This is a genomic window from Leucobacter sp. CX169 (genome assembly GCF_017161405.1).
Taxonomy (GTDB): domain Bacteria; phylum Actinomycetota; class Actinomycetes; order Actinomycetales; family Microbacteriaceae; genus Cx-87.
In genome coordinates, this window is record NZ_CP071051.1 from 1,405,962 (window position 1) to 1,421,533 (window position 15,572).

The 15,572-nt window shown below is 67.9% G+C and carries 13 protein-coding genes; 10 read left to right on the plus strand and 3 right to left on the minus strand.

Features of this window, described 5'->3' with window-relative positions; genetic code table 11:
• Window positions 1-106 precede the first annotated feature (106 nt).
• A complete protein-coding gene (locus JW030_RS06335) occupies window positions 107-724 on the minus strand; it encodes a TetR/AcrR family transcriptional regulator (protein ID WP_188044795.1) in 618 nt (205 codons plus the stop codon).
• A 110-nt stretch (window positions 725-834) separates the two neighbouring features.
• Here JW030_RS06335 and JW030_RS06340 point away from each other — a divergent pair, with 110 nt between their 5' ends.
• The 10 genes from JW030_RS06340 (at window position 835) to JW030_RS06385 (ending at window position 14,547) form a co-directional block, all read left to right on the plus strand.
• Window positions 835-2,454 carry an ABC transporter substrate-binding protein gene (locus JW030_RS06340; protein ID WP_188044794.1) on the plus strand — a complete coding sequence of 540 codons (1,620 nt, stop codon included), beginning with the start codon at window positions 835-837 and terminating at the stop codon, window positions 2,452-2,454.
• Window positions 2,455-2,464: 10 nt separating this feature from the next.
• The gene (locus JW030_RS06345) at window positions 2,465-3,454 is read left to right on the plus strand and encodes an ABC transporter permease (protein ID WP_188044793.1); all 990 of its coding nucleotides are present in this window, start codon (window positions 2,465-2,467) and stop codon (window positions 3,452-3,454) included.
• On the plus strand, window positions 3,451-4,242 hold the full coding sequence (locus JW030_RS06350; RefSeq protein WP_188044792.1) for an ABC transporter permease: 792 nt from the start codon (window positions 3,451-3,453) through the stop codon (window positions 4,240-4,242). Before JW030_RS06345 ends, JW030_RS06350 begins: the two co-directional genes overlap by 4 nt.
• Complete coding sequence (locus JW030_RS06355; protein WP_188044791.1) at window positions 4,239-5,843, plus strand: ABC transporter ATP-binding protein; 1,605 nt, start codon at window positions 4,239-4,241, stop codon at window positions 5,841-5,843. The genes JW030_RS06350 and JW030_RS06355 overlap by 4 nt, the downstream gene beginning before the upstream one ends.
• A gap of 218 nt (window positions 5,844-6,061) precedes the next feature.
• Window positions 6,062-9,418, plus strand: a complete 3,357-nt coding sequence (gene ileS, locus JW030_RS06360) for an isoleucine--tRNA ligase (RefSeq protein WP_188044790.1) — start codon at window positions 6,062-6,064, stop codon at window positions 9,416-9,418.
• Window positions 9,415-10,776: a folylpolyglutamate synthase/dihydrofolate synthase family protein gene (locus JW030_RS06365; RefSeq protein WP_188044789.1), complete on the plus strand. Its 1,362-nt coding sequence runs from the start codon at window positions 9,415-9,417 to the stop codon at window positions 10,774-10,776. The genes ileS and JW030_RS06365 overlap by 4 nt, the downstream gene beginning before the upstream one ends.
• Window positions 10,773-11,231, plus strand: a complete 459-nt coding sequence (locus tag JW030_RS06370) for a DUF4233 domain-containing protein (protein ID WP_241095589.1) — start codon at window positions 10,773-10,775, stop codon at window positions 11,229-11,231. The genes JW030_RS06365 and JW030_RS06370 overlap by 4 nt, the downstream gene beginning before the upstream one ends.
• A gap of 82 nt (window positions 11,232-11,313) precedes the next feature.
• A complete protein-coding gene (gene ndk / locus JW030_RS06375; protein ID WP_188044788.1) occupies window positions 11,314-11,730 on the plus strand; it encodes a nucleoside-diphosphate kinase in 417 nt (138 codons plus the stop codon).
• 117 nt (window positions 11,731-11,847) lie between these two features.
• Window positions 11,848-13,917: an excinuclease ABC subunit UvrB gene (gene uvrB / locus JW030_RS06380; protein WP_188044787.1), complete on the plus strand. Its 2,070-nt coding sequence runs from the start codon at window positions 11,848-11,850 to the stop codon at window positions 13,915-13,917.
• Window positions 13,918-13,929: 12 nt separating this feature from the next.
• Window positions 13,930-14,547 carry a GyrI-like domain-containing protein gene (locus JW030_RS06385; protein ID WP_188044786.1) on the plus strand — a complete coding sequence of 206 codons (618 nt, stop codon included), beginning with the start codon at window positions 13,930-13,932 and terminating at the stop codon, window positions 14,545-14,547.
• Between the two features lies 1 nt (window position 14,548).
• Here the strand turns inward: JW030_RS06385 and JW030_RS06390 are convergent, their stop codons facing one another.
• Window positions 14,549-14,947: a VOC family protein gene (locus JW030_RS06390; RefSeq protein ID WP_188044785.1), complete on the minus strand. Its 399-nt coding sequence runs from the start codon at window positions 14,945-14,947 to the stop codon at window positions 14,549-14,551.
• A gap of 32 nt (window positions 14,948-14,979) precedes the next feature.
• On the minus strand, window positions 14,980-15,564 hold the full coding sequence (locus tag JW030_RS06395) for a GNAT family N-acetyltransferase (RefSeq protein WP_188044784.1): 585 nt from the start codon (window positions 15,562-15,564) through the stop codon (window positions 14,980-14,982).
• Window positions 15,565-15,572: the final 8 nt, after the last annotated feature.

Below are 15,572 nucleotides of genomic sequence, written 5' to 3' on the forward strand. Positions count from 1 at the left end.
TCCGGTGGGGATCGATGTGGACGGCACCGTGTCTGCGGGACTGGACCCGTGGTGCCAAATGGTCAACCCGAATAGTCTACCCACTCATTTCGCAGGCGTCGCCCGGTTACGTCGCTGCAGAGAACCCATCGGCGAGTGGGGCGAGCGCGCGCAAGAGGTATGCCTGCACGTGTCCACGCGCTGGCCCGGCCTCTGCCCAGGATCGTGCGGCGGCGACAATCCCCGCCGTCGTCGTCGCGCCGATGACCGCAGGGAGGAGGTCTCGTTCGGCGCGTCCCAGGCGTGTCGCCGCGAAACTGGTGAGCAGCGAGGACGCCTCGATGAATCGCGACATGCCGCTCTCGCGGACCGCATCTGGGGCGCCGATCACGTCAAATTGGGTCAGCACCCAGGGCACTTTCCCCGCATCCCAGCCAGCGACGCAGTCCGCCACGGCCTCGCCGATCGCTGCAACGGGGGGAAGGTCTTGGGCCGTCCGAGTGAGCGCCTCGGGAAGCGCCGCGAGCGCGGCGTCGACCTGGAGCCAGAACACGTCCGTCTTGCCGCTGAAGTAGTTGAAGAACGTGTTTCGGCTCACGCCCGCGAGCTGGGCAATATCGCCGATGCTCGTCTGCTCGTAGCCGTACAGGGTGAACAGTTCGTACGCGGCGTCCTGCAGCGTCGCCGCGTCGGTGGCCGGGGGGCGGCCCCGGCGCGTCGTCGGGAGTCCGGGTGTCTCCTGCATGAGCCTATGCCCCCTCCGGTATTCGCTGCTGTTACAGTAGCAACGTTCTTTAATGTGCGCAGTACATTAACTAATGTCATTCATCTTTCGCGCTCTGGAGTTGGTCGGTCATGTCACACAGAAGTCCCTTTGCCTTCGTCACCGCAGTCGCTGCGGGGGCACTGCTGCTCACCGGTTGTGCGGGCCCGTCGGAAGGCGGATCCGGGGAAACCATCCGCTGGGCGCTCGGTGGCGCGAACCTCGAGAATGGCCACATGGACCCGCATAAGAGTCAGCTCGACGTCAGCGCCATGGTCGGCCGCCTCTCGCTTGATTCTCTGACGTATCTCGACGCTGAGGGCGTGCTCCACCCCTGGCTCGCGACCGACTGGACCGTGAGTGAGGACGGCACGCACGTCACGCTCGATCTGCGCGACGACGTCACCTTTAGCGACGGTGAGAAGTTCGACGCGGCGGCCGTCAAAGCCAACTTCGACCACGTGGTGGCGGAGGACACGGCCTCGGCGCAGGCCGCTGACCTGTTGGGCGGCGATAACTACCTCGAGACGGTCGTGATCGACGATGACACCGTCGACGTCGTCTTCAGCCAGCCCTTTACCCCGTTTCTGACGAACGCGTCGACCGCGTTCCTGGGCATGTACTCGCCCAAGGCGCTCGCCGATTCGCCCGAGAAGTTGGCGACGGGCGGGCCCGGCGTCACGGTCGGCAGCGGCCCCTGGGTGCTCACTGAGCAGGTTGCCGGGGATCACCTGAGCTACGAGCGCAACCCCAACTACGCCTGGGCGCCCGCAGAACTCGACGCAGATGCGAACACCTCAACCAAGCTGCAGGTGTCGCTCGTCCCAGACGCCAAGATTCGCGCCGAGAGCTTCCGCGCCGGCCAGACCGACCTCGCGAGCGAGTTGACCCCGTCGACCGCGAGCGAGCTGACCGCCGCCGGATTCGACGTTTCGGCGGTGCCGAGCCCCGGCGTGCCCTACTCGCTGTATCTCAATGTGCAGCACGGTGCGCTCGACGACGCACGAGTGCGCCAGGCGCTCGGGCTAGGCGTCGACATCGACGCCGCGGTAGAGAGTGTCTTCGCCGGTCAGTTCACGCGCGCCGAGAGCGTGCTGAGCCCGAGCACCCCCGGGGTCTACGCGAGCGAGCTTGACGGCAGCGCGGAGTTCGATGCCGAGCGCGCGGGAGCGCTGCTCGATGCAGCCGGATGGGACACCATTGGCGACGACGGGATCCGCACCCGGGACGGCGAGCGCCTGACCCTCACCTGGGCGTCCTGGACCCCGTTCCCCGAGGACCGATTGAGCCTCGCGGCGTATCTGATCGACGGCTGGCGCGGCATCGGGGTCGAGGTCGACCACCAGATCCTCGAGCCCGGCGCATACAACGAGACCTACGGTGCAGGGGACTTCGACCTCACCGATTGGGGCTTTGCCGCGACTGACGGCGACGTGCTGCGAAACCACCTCCACTCCGAGGGCTTCCAGAACGCCTCGCACGTCGCCGATCCCGCGCTCGATGCGGCACTCGACGCAGCCGCGGCCGAGCAGGATCCTGCCGTTCGTGCCCAGCAGTATCGGGACCTGCAGGTGCAAAACGCCGAACAGGTGTGGATCCTGCCCCTGTACTCGCCTGGCGTATTGACTGCACACGCGCAGCACGTCGATGGACTGTTCTTCGACGGATTCGGTTGGCCGGTGCTCGCGGGACCTGCCGCGGCCGGCGCCTAGGCTACGAGGGATGACCCAACGACGACCACGGTGGGGTCGCCCGGAACGTGGCGCGCTGCGCTGGCTTTCCGGGCGGTTCGCCGTGGCCGTCGTCACCGTGTGGGCGGCCGCGACGGTCGGGTTTCTCGCCATGCGGGCCATCCCGGGCGACCCCGTCGACGTGATGCTGGGGCCACTATCGTCCACGAGCGCCGAGCAGCGCACCGCGATCCGCGCGGACTTGGGGCTGGATCGCCCCCTCCTGCAGCAGTATCTTGCGACGATGGGCGATCTGCTGCGCGGAGACCTCGGCCGCTCGTATCAACAGCAGCTTGACGTCTCGGAAATCATCGCGCGCCAGCTCACCCCCACCCTGCAGCTCACGGCGCTCTCGTTACTGTTTGCCCTCCTCCTGGTCGTCCTGGGCCAGGCGTTGCTCCGAACCGGTACGCGCACGGGGCGAGCGAGAGGCGCGGTGGTCGCGACGTTCGAAGTGCTAGCCGTCACGCTGCCCAGCTTCTGGATCGGATTTCTCCTGCTGACCGTCTTCTCCTTTGGTCTCGGCTGGTTCCCCCCGGGCGGAAGCCTAGGGTTCGCCTCGCTGGTGTTGCCGTCAATCGCGATCGCGATCCCGGTGGCTGGGTTTCTCGGCCAGCTTGTGTCCGGGGAACTCGATCGAGCGGAGCGGAGCGGGTACGCGTTGACTGCGCGCGCCGGTGGCGCGTCGCGGCTGGAGATCGTCTCCCGACACGGCCTTCGCCATGCGGTGCCCGCGACCGCGGCGATCACGGGCACGATCGTCGGCGGCGTGCTCGGGGGTGCCGTCCTGGTCGAACGGGTCTTCTCCCGGCCGGGCCTCGGACAGGTCACCCTCACAGCGATCCTGAGCCGCGATCTTCCCGTCGTGTTCGGACTGATTGTCCTGAGCGCGTGCCTGTTTGCGGTTGTCGGCATTCTCGTCGACGCAGTGGTCACCTGGGCCGACCCGCGCCCGGGCTCACGACGCGCGGTGGCGCGATGAAACGCGCGCTTCGCTGGGTTGCGGCGTGCCTCCTCGCTGCGGTCGCCATCGCAGTCTTCGCCCCAACAGTCCTGACCTCGGTCGACCCGCTCGCGACCAATCCGTCGGCCGCGTTCACGGCGCCGGGGCCCGGCCATCTGCTCGGCACCGATCAGGTCGGGCGTGACATGTGGGCGCGCATCGTGCACGGATCCGCGAGCACAGTGCTTTCCGGGCTCGCCGCGACGGCAGCGGCACTCGTCTGCGGCGGGGTGCTGGGCCTGTTGAGCGCGTTCGGGCCTGGCCCGGTGCGCGCGCTGTTCTTGCGAGTGACCGAGGTCGCACTTGCGATCCCGGAGTTCCTTCTCGCCCTGTTGCTGGTGGCGGTCATCGGAGCCGGGCCCACGGGAGTCGCCATCGCGGTCGCGGTCGCGGCGTTTCCCGGCTACGCCCGGGTCGCTGCCCTGTCGGCGCGCGAGGTGATCGGGTCACCGGCGGTTGAGGCGGCGCGGCTGGTCGGGGCCGGACCGTCCCGGCGATTCTTCGTGCATGTACTGCCGCGCGTGGCCCGGCCGCTTGGCTCGCTCGCCGCCGCGGGGGCCGCATTCGCGATGTTGTCCATCGCCGGCTTGACCTTCCTCGGACTGGGCATCGCTCCGCCGAGCCCGGACTGGGGCGCCATGCTCGCCGAGGGGCAGGGCTTCGTGAGTCGCGGGTGGTGGATCGTCGTCTTCCCTGGACTCGCGTTGGTCGTGACCGTCGGCGCGCTGACGGTGCTCGCTCGAGCGGCACGGGAGGACCGAGCATGAGCGACCTGCTCCGAATCAATGAGCTCCGGGTGTTCGCCGACTCACAGGAGCTGTTGGCCGGCGTCGACCTGCACGTGGCGGCGGGGGAGTGCGTCGCTTTGGTGGGCGACTCCGGTTCAGGCAAGAGCCTGATTGCTCGTGCCGCGCTGGGCTTGCTGCCTGCTGGCCTCCGCGCCGAGACCAGCACACACGAAGTGCTGGGCCACGACATGCGGCAAGCGCCAGAGCGCGCCTGGCAGCGCGTGCGCGGCGTCGATGCTGGGTATGTGCACCAAGACGCGCTCGGGGCCCTCGATCCACTCATGCGGGTCGGCGCCCAGACCGCCGCGACGTTGCGTCGCCATCACCTCGGCGGGCGAGTGGAACGTGCGGCTGCGGCGGAAGCGTCGCTGGCACGAGCAGGGCTCTCGGATGCGGCAATCGCCGCGCGGTCCTGGCCCCACGAGCTGTCCGGAGGCATGCGTCAGCGCGCCCTCATCGCCGGGGGGCTGGTCGCGTCACCGAGACTGCTCGTCGCCGACGAGCCGACGACCGCGCTCGACGCGACGGTCCAGCGCCGAGTACTCGAGATGTTGCGCGCGCAGCTCGAGGAGGGCAATCTCGGACTGCTCCTGGTTTCTCACGATCTCGGGGCGGTGGGCCGCATTGCCGACCGGGTGCTCGTGGTCAGCGGCGGCCGGATCGTCGAGTCGGGCCCTCCCGCGACACTCCTGCGTAGCCCGAAGCATCCGACCACGATCGCGCTGCTCGACGCCGCGAAATCCGCGCCGCATGCGCGTCCTCGCTACTCGGACGCGCGCGGGGAGCTGCCCGCGATCGAAGCACGAGGGCTGTCCGTCGCCCACCCGGGCGCGAACGGGACCGCGATCGCCGGCGTGTCCTTCGCGCTTGCCCCGGGACGGACGCTCGGCGTGCTCGGCGAATCCGGTGCCGGCAAGACCAGCCTGGCCGCGGCGCTGCTCGGCACCCGTCAGGCGGCCACCGGCGAGGTGCGACTCGGCGGCGGCGCCTGGAGTGGGCTTCCCGAGCGCGCGAAACGACCGCTGCGTCACCGTATCCAGCTCGTACCCCAGTCCGCGGTCGCGTCGTTCTCGCCCGGCGCCCGTGTCCGCGCGATTCTGTGTGAAGCGCTGCGGGCACGCGGCGGCGAGGCCGCCGGTCGCCCGTGCAGTCGGGCCAGATTGCGCGCACGCTGCGACGAACTCCTCGCCCAGGTTGGCCTCGATCCGGCGCTCGCGCGGCGCCGCGCCGACACGCTGTCGGGAGGCCAGGCGCAGCGGGTCGCCATCGCGCGGGCCCTCGCAACGAACCCCGAGGTACTCGTCTGTGACGAAGCCGTGTCCGCGCTCGACGCGACGGCGCGCGGTCGCGTGCTGGACCTGCTGGAGCGCCTGCAACGCGAAACCGGCGTTGCGATGGTCTTCATCTCGCACGACGTCGAGGCGGTGCGACGGGTCTCGGACGAGGTGATCGTGCTGCGTGCCGGCGAGGTCGTCGAGCAGGGCAACGCGACCCAAGTACTGGGCTCTCCCGCCCACGACTTCACGCTCGAGCTGCTCGCGGCCGCCAGCCTCCCAGCGAGGCCGGAGAATACGAGGTAGACTGCTCGGAACGACTGAGATCCGGCCATCACCGGGGAGTCTTCGGGAGAACAGCGGCGTGCCGCTCAGTAGATCCGAACGGCCACGGCCCGTCATCGCTGAAATGAAGTGGCCTGTTCCTTGGAACGGGCAACGCGGGGTGGTACCGCGGGGCCGAGAATCTCGGGCTCGTCCCGGCGAGATCCAGATCGCCGTTCGAGCCAGGAGCACCCGACGCAATGACGTACCCCAAGCCACGCCCCGTACCGTCCACCGGACCGAAGCACGCGGCCGAGCACGCCCCCGGCGCGGCGTTCGGGATGACGCCGTCTCCTTCCTTCCCGACGATCGAGGAGCGGGTGCTCGCGTTCTGGCAGGCGGACGACACCTTTCTGGAGTCCATCGCGCAACGCGTAGGTGCCTCCGAATGGGTGTTCAACGACGGCCCGCCCTTCGCGAATGGCCTGCCCCACTACGGCCACCTGCTCACCGGCTATGCCAAGGACGTGTTCCCGCGCTTCCAAACGATGCGCGGCCGCCACGTCGAGCGTCGCTTCGGCTGGGACACGCACGGCCTCCCGGCGGAGCTCGAAGCGATGAAGCAGCTCGGCATCACCGAGAAGCGCGAGATCGACGAGATGGGACTTGCGGCATTCAACGCGCAGGCAAAGTCTTCGGTGTTGCAGTACACGAAGGAGTGGCAGGAGTACGTCACCCGCCAGGCCCGCTGGGTCGACTTCGACAAGGGCTATAAGACGCTCGACCTCGACTACATGGAGTCGGTCATCTGGGCCTTCAAGCAGCTCTACGACCTGGGGCTCGCCTACGAGGGCTACCGCGTGCTGCCCTACTGCTGGCGCGACGAGACGCCACTGTCGAACCACGAGCTCAAGATGGACGACGACGTCTACAAGATGCGTCAGGATCAGACCGTCACGGTCACGTTCCCGCTGCAGGGCGCGCGCGCAGCCGAGCTCGGCCTCGAGGGCGCCGCCGCGCTTGCCTGGACCACGACCCCCTGGACGTTGCCTACGAACCTCGCGCTGGCCGTTGGCCCCGAGGTTGAGTACGCGGTCCTGCCCGCGGGCCCCGAGGGGGCCGCCGCCGCGGCAGACCGGTACGTCCTGGCGAGCGCGCGGGTCGCCGCCCACGCGAAGGAGCTCGGGTACGCGAGCGCCGAGGACGCGCAGGCGGCGATCGAGCGCACGCTGGTCGGCACCGAGCTCGCAGGCGTGCAGTACGCGCCGCTGTTCAACTACTTCTCTGACGCCGACGAGTGGGGGACGGGCGACGCCTGGCGGATCCTGCTCGCCGACTACGTCACGACCGAGGACGGCACGGGTATCGTGCACCTCGCGCCCGCCTATGGCGAGGTCGATAAGGAAGCCACCGACGCCGCCGGCATCCCCACGATTCTCTCGGTGGACGATGGGGGGCGCTTCCTGCCCGCGGTGACCGATTTCGTGGGCGAGCAGGTCTTCGATGCGAACCCCGGAATCACCCGCGCGCTGCGGGACGCTGGCCGCCTGCTCCGCCAGGCCTCCTACGAGCACTCGTACCCGCACTGCTGGCGCTGCCGTACGCCGCTGATCTACAAGGCGGTCTCGAGCTGGTTCGTCCGCGTCACCGAGATCCGCGACGAGATGGAGCGACTCAACCAGGACATCACCTGGGTTCCGGAGAACGTGAAGGACGGGCAGTTCGGTAAGTGGGTTGCGGGAGCCCGTGACTGGTCCGTCAGCCGCAATCGCTACTTTGGCTCGCCCATCCCGGTGTGGAAGAGCGACAACCCCGAGTACCCGCGCGTCGACGTCTACGGCTCGCTCGACGAGATCGAGGCGGACTTCGGCGTGCGTCCCGATGACCTGCACCGGCCGTTCATTGATGAGCTCACACGTCCGAACCCCGACGACCCCAGCGGCCAGTCGACGATGCGTCGCATTGAGGACGTGCTCGACGTCTGGTTCGACTCCGCGTCCATGCCGTTCGCGCAGGCGCACTACCCGTTCGAGAACCAGGAATGGTTCGACACACACCAGCCGGCCGACTTCATCGTCGAGTACATCGGGCAGACCCGCGGCTGGTTCTACGTGCAGCATGTGCTGGCGACGGCACTCTTCCACCGGCCCGCGTTCAAGAACGTCATCAGCCACGGCATTGTGCTGGGCTCGGACGGCAACAAGATGTCGAAGTCGCTCCAGAACTACCCCGACGTGAACGAGGTCTTTGACCGCGATGGCTCGGACGCGATGCGCTGGTTCCTGATGGCGAGCCCGGTTGTGCGCGGCGGAAACCTCGTCGTTACCGAGGAGGGCATCCGTGAGGGGGTCCGCCAGTTCATCTTGCCGATCTGGAACGCCTGGACGTTCTTCGGGATGTACGCGAACGCGGACGGCGCCGAGGCGACTCGTTCGACGTCCTCGACCGATCCGCTTGATCGTTACATTCTGGCGAAAACCGGGACGCTCGTGACCGAGGTCGGTGCGGCGCTCGAACGACTCGACTCGACCGCCGCCGCCGCGCACCTGCGCGACTTCGCGGAGGTGCTCACCAACTGGTACGTGCGGCGCTCGCGCGACCGCTTCTGGGGTGGGACCCAGGCGGACCCCGCGAACCAGCAGGCATTCGACACGCTCTACACGGTGCTCGAGACCACGCTGCGTGTGGCCGCACCGATGATGCCCCTGATCGGCGAGGAGATCTGGCAGGGCCTGACCGGCGGGCGCTCCGTGCACCTGACGGATTGGCCGGACGCCGCAGAGTTCCCCGTCGACCCCGAGCTGGTTGCCGCGATGGACGAGGTCCGTCAGATCACCTCGCAGGCGCTGGCACTGCGCAAGCAGCACTCGCTGCGCGTGCGCCTCCCGCTCGCCGAGCTGACCGTCGTGACCGCACACCCGGGCAGGATCGAGCCGTTCGCGGCGATCCTGCGCGAGGAGCTCAACGTGAAGAGCGTCCGCCTGACCCTGCAGACTGAGGACAGTGCGGCCGAGCACGGGATCACCAGCCAGCTCTCCGTCAATGCGCGCGCCGCCGGGCCGCGCCTCGGGAAGCGCGTGCAGGAAGCGATCAAGGCAGCGAAGGCTGGCAACTGGTCGGAGGTCGACGGCGTCGTGATTGCCGGGGACATCCCGCTTGAGCCGAGTGAGTACGAACTGACCCTCCGGGTCGGCGGCGACGACGAGGCCGACGCGCCCGCGCTGTCGCTGCTGCCGGGCGGCGGTTTCCTGCTGCTCAACACCGACACGACTCCGGAGCTCGAGGCGGAGGGCATCGCCCGCGACTCGATCCGCGCGGTGCAGGAGGCGCGCAAGAATGCCGGCCTCGAGGTGAGCGACCGCATCGTGCTGGCGCTGGCGGCGACCGCGGAGTTCGCGTCGGCCCTCGAGACGCACGCGGCGCTCATCGCAGGCGAGACGCTCGCGACCGAGTTTTCCGTCTCGGCGGTCGACGAGGTGCACACGGTCCCGGCCGGCACGAACGGCCGCACGGACCAGATTGTTTCCGCGAGCGTCGCGCCGGCGCTCGGCGCCGGCAAGGCCAGCATCGGCATCACGATTCAGAAGTCCACGCAGGATGAGGAGGCCGGACGATGACCCATCACGCCGCCCAGGTTTACGCCGCACTACTCGAACGAGTCGGGGAGGCGCACCCGCGCCCCCGGCTGGAGCCCGTGCGCCGGCTTGCCGACCTCGCCGGTGCGCCGCAGGCCACGTTCCCCGTGATCCAGGTCGCGGGCACGAACGGGAAGACGAGCACGAGCCGCGCCATCGAGTCGATCTTGCGCGCCTATGGCCTGCGCACGGGCCTCTTCACGAGCCCGCATCTCGAGCAGTTCACGGAACGCATTCGCATCGATGGCGACCCGATCGCCCCAGACGCGCTGGCCGCCGCCTGGGAGGAGCTTGCCCTGCCACTCGAGGTGCTGGACGCCGAGCTCGAGGCCGATGGCCAGTCCCGGGTCACGTTCTTCGAGGCGCTGATGGTGCTGGCGTTCCTCGCGTTCGCGGACGCGCCCGTCGAGGTGGCCGTCATCGAGGTGGGCATGGGCGGCGCATGGGACGCGAGTAACATCGCCGACGCGACCGTCGCCGTGTTCACGCCGATTGCGCTCGACCACGTCGGCATCCTCGGCGACACGATCGCCGAGATCGCGCGCACAAAGGCCGGCATTCTGAAGCCGGGAATGGGCGAAGCCGGCGCGATCGCGGTCTCCGCCGAGCAGGATCCCGAGGCGCTCGCCGAGCTCGTCGCGCGCGCCGAGGAGACCGGCGTCGCACTGCACGTCCTCGGCCGGGATTTCCAGCTGTCGGGTGACCGACTCGCGGTCGGCGGTCGCCAGATCGACGTCGTCGGCCCGTCCGGTGCCAGCTATGACCCCGCGTTTGTCCCGCTGCACGGCAGCCACCAGTCGGCGAACACCGCCGTCGCGATCGCCGCGGTCGAGGCATTCTTCGGGGGCGCACGTCCCGTGCCCGAGGCCGTGCTCGACGAGGGGCTCGCACAGCTCACCGTCCCCGGCCGGCTGCAGCTCATTGGCACCGAGCCCATCGTCTATGTGGACGCCGCCCATAACCCTCACGGTGCCCGCGCGCTCGCGGAGGCGGTGCGCGAGTCGTTCTCGTTCAGCGAGCTCGCGGTCGTCGTCGGGATATTTGGGGAGAAGGATGCGTCGGGCGTGCTCTCGGCGCTGGCGCCCATCGCGGCCCGCATGATCCTGACGCGCCCCGATTCGCCCCGCGCCCTCGAGGTGGGTGAGCTGCTCGATATTGCGGACGCCGAGCTGGGTGAGCTCAGCGTCACGCAAACCGACTCGCTCACCGAAGCGCTCACCGAGGCCCGCGACTGGGCCCTTGAAGCACCCGGCCGCGCCGTCCTCGTCACTGGTTCGGTGGTGCTCGCGGGCGAGGCACTCTCGCTTGCGCGCGCCGGCGATTGGGGGGTCGCACTGTGAGCGACCCGGTGATGCAGCCCGACGACGGCGAGGAGCTTGTGCTCTCGCCGTCCGAGGCAATGGGCGCGGGGGCAGCGATGCACCTCGCCGGGGGCCGGGGCGCGCGTCGTTCGACGCAGCGCGCTCTAGGGTCAATCGTGCTGGGCTTCGAGCTCTTCGTCGTCTTCCTCGCCGGCATGACCGTCTTCGGTCTCGGGGTGATTGAGCCCCGGGAACTCGGTATCTGGGGCGGCCTCGGCCTGTGCGCCGTGATCCTCGTCGCGCTCGGGACGATGCGTCTCGGCAAGGTGGGGCTCACGCTCGGCTGGGTGGTGCACGGTCTCATGTTCCTCGCCGGGTTCGTGCTCCCGCCGTCGCTCATCATCGTCGTCATTTTCACGGCGCTGTGGGTGTACTGCATGGTGGTCGGCGCCCGCCTCGACCGGCAGTCGGCCGCGGCGCATCAGGCGGCGTGAGATCACACACCAACCGAATAGAATCGTTCCGGCCGCGAAAGCGGCCACATCCCAAGATTTTCATGCAGTGAAAGGGGCCGCAATGCAGGTCGAAGAGACGCTCATCCTGGTCAAGCCGGACGGGGTTGCCCGTGGACTCACGGGGGAGATCCTCCGTCGCATCGAGAGCAAGGGCTACACGCTGGTGGACCTGCGCTTGGTCGCCCCCGATCGTGCGCTGCTCGCCGCGCACTACGCGGAACACGAGGGAAAGCCGTTCTATGAGCCACTGCTCGAGTTCATGGGCTCCGGCCCGTCGGTTGCGATCCGCCTGAGCGGTCACCGCGTCATCGAGGGCTTCCGCTCGCTCGCCGGCACGACCGATCCGACGACGGCAGCTCCCGGCACGATCCGCGGCGATCTGGGCCGTGACTGGGGCGTGAAGGTGCAGCAGAACCTCGTTCACGGCTCCGACTCACCCGAGTCCGCCGCGCGCGAGCTCGCGCTCTGGTTCGCGTAACCACCGCTTCTTGCGAGGGGGCCGTGGCGTTGCGCCGCGGCCCCCGTTCTCGTCCCTACAGGATCCCGGCACCCGGTTTCGGAGAAGAATGTCGGTGGCGGCTCGTAGACTGGCGGGATGGAAGCCACGCGCAGCGTACGGCCCTTCGAGGTCATCAGTGAGTATGAACCGAGCGGTGATCAGCCGCAGGCAATTTCCGAGCTCGCGGGCCGCATCAACGCCGGCGAAACCGATATCGTGCTGCTCGGCGCGACGGGTACCGGCAAGTCGGCAACCACTGCCTGGCTCATCGAGCAGGTCCAGCGCCCGACGCTGATCCTGGCCCACAACAAGACACTCGCGGCGCAGCTCGCGAACGAGTTCCGCATGCTGATGCCGAACAACGCGGTCGAGTACTTCGTCTCCTACTACGACTACTACCAGCCTGAGGCGTACGTCCCACAGACCGACACCTTCATCGAGAAGGACTCTTCGGTAAACGCCGAGGTCGAGCGTCTGCGACACTCGACGACCAACTCGTTGCTCAGCCGACGCGACGTCGTGGTTATCTCGACCGTCTCCTGCATCTACGGCCTCGGCAAGCCGGAGGAGTACTACGAGGCGATGGTGCCGCTGGTCGTGGGTGACCGACTCGATCGCGACGTCCTCCTGCGGCGCTTCGTCGACATGCAATACCAGCGCAACGACATCGAGTTTGTGCGCGGCAACTTCCGGGTGCGCGGGGACACGGTCGAGATTATCCCCATGTACGAGGAGCTCGCCATCCGAATCGAGTTCTTCGGAGACGAGATCGAGGCCCTGTACTATTTGCACCCCGTGTCGGGTGAAGTCATCAAACAGGTCGACTCAGTCTCGGTGTTCCCGGGGTCGCACTACGTCGCGAGCCGCGAGGTAATGAACCGGGCGATGGGCAGCATCAGCCTCGAGCTCGACCAGCGCCTCGATGAGCTCAAACGGCAGAACAAGCTCGTCGAGGAACAACGGCTGCGCATGCGGACGACCTTCGACCTCGAGATGATGGAGCAGATCGGCTTCTGCTCGGGCATCGAGAACTATTCGATGCACATGGACGGCCGGCAGCCGGGGGAGGCGCCGCACTGCCTGCTCGACTACTTCCCCGACGACTTCCTTGTGGTCATTGACGAGTCGCACGTCACCGTGCCGCAGATCGGCGCGATGTACGAGGGCGACGCGTCGCGCAAGCGCACCCTCGTCGATCACGGGTTCCGGCTACCGAGTGCGCTCGACAACCGGCCACTGAAGTTTTCAGAGTTCAAAGACCGGGTCGGACAGATCGTGTACCTCTCGGCGACGCCGGGGAAGTACGAGCTGGAGCTCGCCGACGGCGTGGTCGAGCAGATCATCCGCCCGACCGGGCTCATTGACCCGGAGATCGTCGTCAAGCCGAGCGAAGGCCAAATCGATGACCTCCTCGAGCAGGTGCGCGTGCGCGCCGCGAAGAACGAGCGTGTGCTCGTCACGACACTCACCAAGAAGATGGCGGAGCAACTCACCACCTTCATGGAGGAGGCCGGAGTGCGGGTGCGCTACCTGCACTCGGACGTAGACACGCTGCGTCGAGTGGAGCTGCTCACCGAGCTGCGCGCGGGCGTGTTCGATGTGCTCGTCGGCATCAACCTGCTTCGCGAGGGACTTGACCTTCCGGAGGTGTCGCTCGTCGCGATTCTCGACGCCGACAAGGAGGGCTTTCTCCGGTCTAGCACCTCACTCATTCAGACCATCGGGCGCGCCGCACGTAACGTCTCGGGCGAGGTACACATGTACGCGGACCGCGTCACGCGTTCGATGCAGCAGGCCATCGACGAGACGAATCGTCGCCGCGAGCGCCAGGTGGCGTACAACACCGAGCACGGCATCGACCCAACCCCGCTGCGCAAGAAGATCGGCGATATCACGGCGATGCTCAACCGCGAGGCCGCCGACACTGAGGCGGTGCTTTCGTCACGCCACGGGGCGGCGCAGCGCCCGAAAAGCAAGGTCGCCGCTCGCGCCGGTGCGATCGCGGAGGAGGGCTCGGCGACAATCGAATCACTCGTGGCGGACCTCACCGCGCAAATGCTCGCCGCGGCCGAGGACCTCAAATTCGAGCTCGCCGCGCGCTTGCGTGACGAGGTCTCCGATCTCAAGCGCGAGTTGCGTCAAATGGACGCCGCTGGCCACCGCTAGCGAGGGGATGCCGTGTCGAAGATCGATTTCAAGAAAACGCTCGACTCGTTTCAGGCGCGACCGCACGTGTTCCGCGTGATTGACGTGCCGCCGCGGCAGTACCTGATGGTCGACGGGCACGGCAATCCCAACACCGAGCCCGCGTTTACCCAGGCGATCGAGGCGCTGTTCCCGCTCGCATATGCGCTCAAGTTTGCCAGCAAGTCGCGAAACCTCGACTACGTGGTTCCGCCGCTGGAGGGCCTGTGGTGGGCTGAGGACCAGACGGTGTTTACGTCGGCGCGAGACCAGTCCAAGTGGGACTGGACGCTCATGATCATGGTGCCCGACTGGCTCGGCGCAGACGAGGTGGCCGAGTCGGTCGCTGCCGTCACCGCGAAGGACCACCCTCCTGCGGCTCTGGGAAAGTTGCGCTTGGAGACCCTGCACGAGGGACGCTGCGTGCAGACCCTGCACGTGGGCTCCTTTGAGCAGGAGGGCGGGATCCTCGCGACGATGCATGAAGAGTTCATTCCCGCGAACGGACTTGAGTTCGCGGGAAAGCACCACGAGATCTACCTGAGTGACTTCCGCAGGGTCACTCCGGACAAGCAGCGCACCCTGCTCCGGCAGCCGGTGCGCGAGTCATAGCTCAGTCAGCGGGAAGCAGCGCGTAAATGTCGACGGCGTTGCCGTCCGGGTCGTGCAGCGTCGCATAGCGCTGGCCCCACGGGGCGTCGAACGGTTCCGTGTGCACCTTGTGGCCTGCGGCGGACAGTTCCGCGACTGTGCGGTCCACCTCCGCCGGGCTGTCCGCCGCGAAGGCGAAGGCGATGCGGTGGCTGCCCGCGGGCATCACGTAGCTGAGGTCGAACCCGAGAATGGTCTCAATCGGGTCCCAGGCGAGCGTCATGCCCCCGGGCAGCGCGATCTCAACGTGATCCGCGTCGTCCTGACCGTCTGGGATGTCGAGCCCCAGAGCGCGGTAGAACTCGAGGGAGGCGGCCAGGTCGCGGGTGACGATTCCGATGAAGTTGAAACGAAGACTCATGCTTTGAGCGTAGGCCCCCGCGTGCCCTTTTGCTAGGGCAGGCGCGCCTCGAGCCCCAGCCGCACGACCGGCCATTCGTCGTCCGTGATCGAGAAGACGACCGTGTCTCGGACTGTCCCGTTCCCGAGGATCATGTGCTTGCGCAGCACACCGTCTTGATGTGCGCCCAGTCGCGCGATCGCTGCACGCGACTGCTGGTTATGCCAATGGGTGCGAAATTCGACGGCCAGGCAGTCCAGCTCGTCGAATGCGCGCGTCAGCAGCAGCAGTTTGGCCTCGGCGTTGATCCCGGTGCCCTGGACAGACCGACCGATCCACGTCGACCCAATCTCCAACCGGCGGTTCGCCGGCGCGAGATTCAGGTACGAGGTCATGCCGACTGCACGATCGCGATCGGCGTCGATGATCGCCCAGGGCGCGAGGGTTCCAGCAGCCTGCGCCTCCCTCCTGCGCTCGATCTCGGCGAGCATTTCCTCGGGCGACGGGATGCTCGTGTACCAGGTGCGCCACAGCTCACCTGGGCCCACCGAATCGGCGAGATCGTCTCGGTGCTGCGGGCCGAGCGGCTCGAGGCGGACGCGACTACCGGCAAGAGTGGGGGTCTCGTGGCTGTTCATGTGCTCAC

Bases quoted from the DNA above. Each gene is read 5' to 3' on its own strand.
- JW030_RS06335 (WP_188044795.1), bottom strand. From the start codon at position 724: ATGCAGGAGACACCCGGACTCCCGACGACGCGCCGGGGCCGCCCCCCG.
- JW030_RS06340 (WP_188044794.1), top strand. From the start codon at position 835: ATGTCACACAGAAGTCCCTTTGCCTTCGTCACCGCAGTCGCTGCGGGG.
- JW030_RS06345 (WP_188044793.1), top strand. From the start codon at position 2,465: ATGACCCAACGACGACCACGGTGGGGTCGCCCGGAACGTGGCGCGCTG.
- JW030_RS06350 (WP_188044792.1), top strand. From the start codon at position 3,451: ATGAAACGCGCGCTTCGCTGGGTTGCGGCGTGCCTCCTCGCTGCGGTC.
- JW030_RS06355 (WP_188044791.1), top strand. From the start codon at position 4,239: ATGAGCGACCTGCTCCGAATCAATGAGCTCCGGGTGTTCGCCGACTCA.
- ileS (WP_188044790.1), top strand. From the start codon at position 6,062: ATGACGTACCCCAAGCCACGCCCCGTACCGTCCACCGGACCGAAGCAC.
- JW030_RS06365 (WP_188044789.1), top strand. From the start codon at position 9,415: ATGACCCATCACGCCGCCCAGGTTTACGCCGCACTACTCGAACGAGTC.
- ndk (WP_188044788.1), top strand. From the start codon at position 11,314: ATGCAGGTCGAAGAGACGCTCATCCTGGTCAAGCCGGACGGGGTTGCC.
- uvrB (WP_188044787.1), top strand. From the start codon at position 11,848: ATGGAAGCCACGCGCAGCGTACGGCCCTTCGAGGTCATCAGTGAGTAT.
- JW030_RS06390 (WP_188044785.1), bottom strand. From the start codon at position 14,947: ATGAGTCTTCGTTTCAACTTCATCGGAATCGTCACCCGCGACCTGGCC.
- JW030_RS06395 (WP_188044784.1), bottom strand. From the start codon at position 15,564: ATGAACAGCCACGAGACCCCCACTCTTGCCGGTAGTCGCGTCCGCCTC.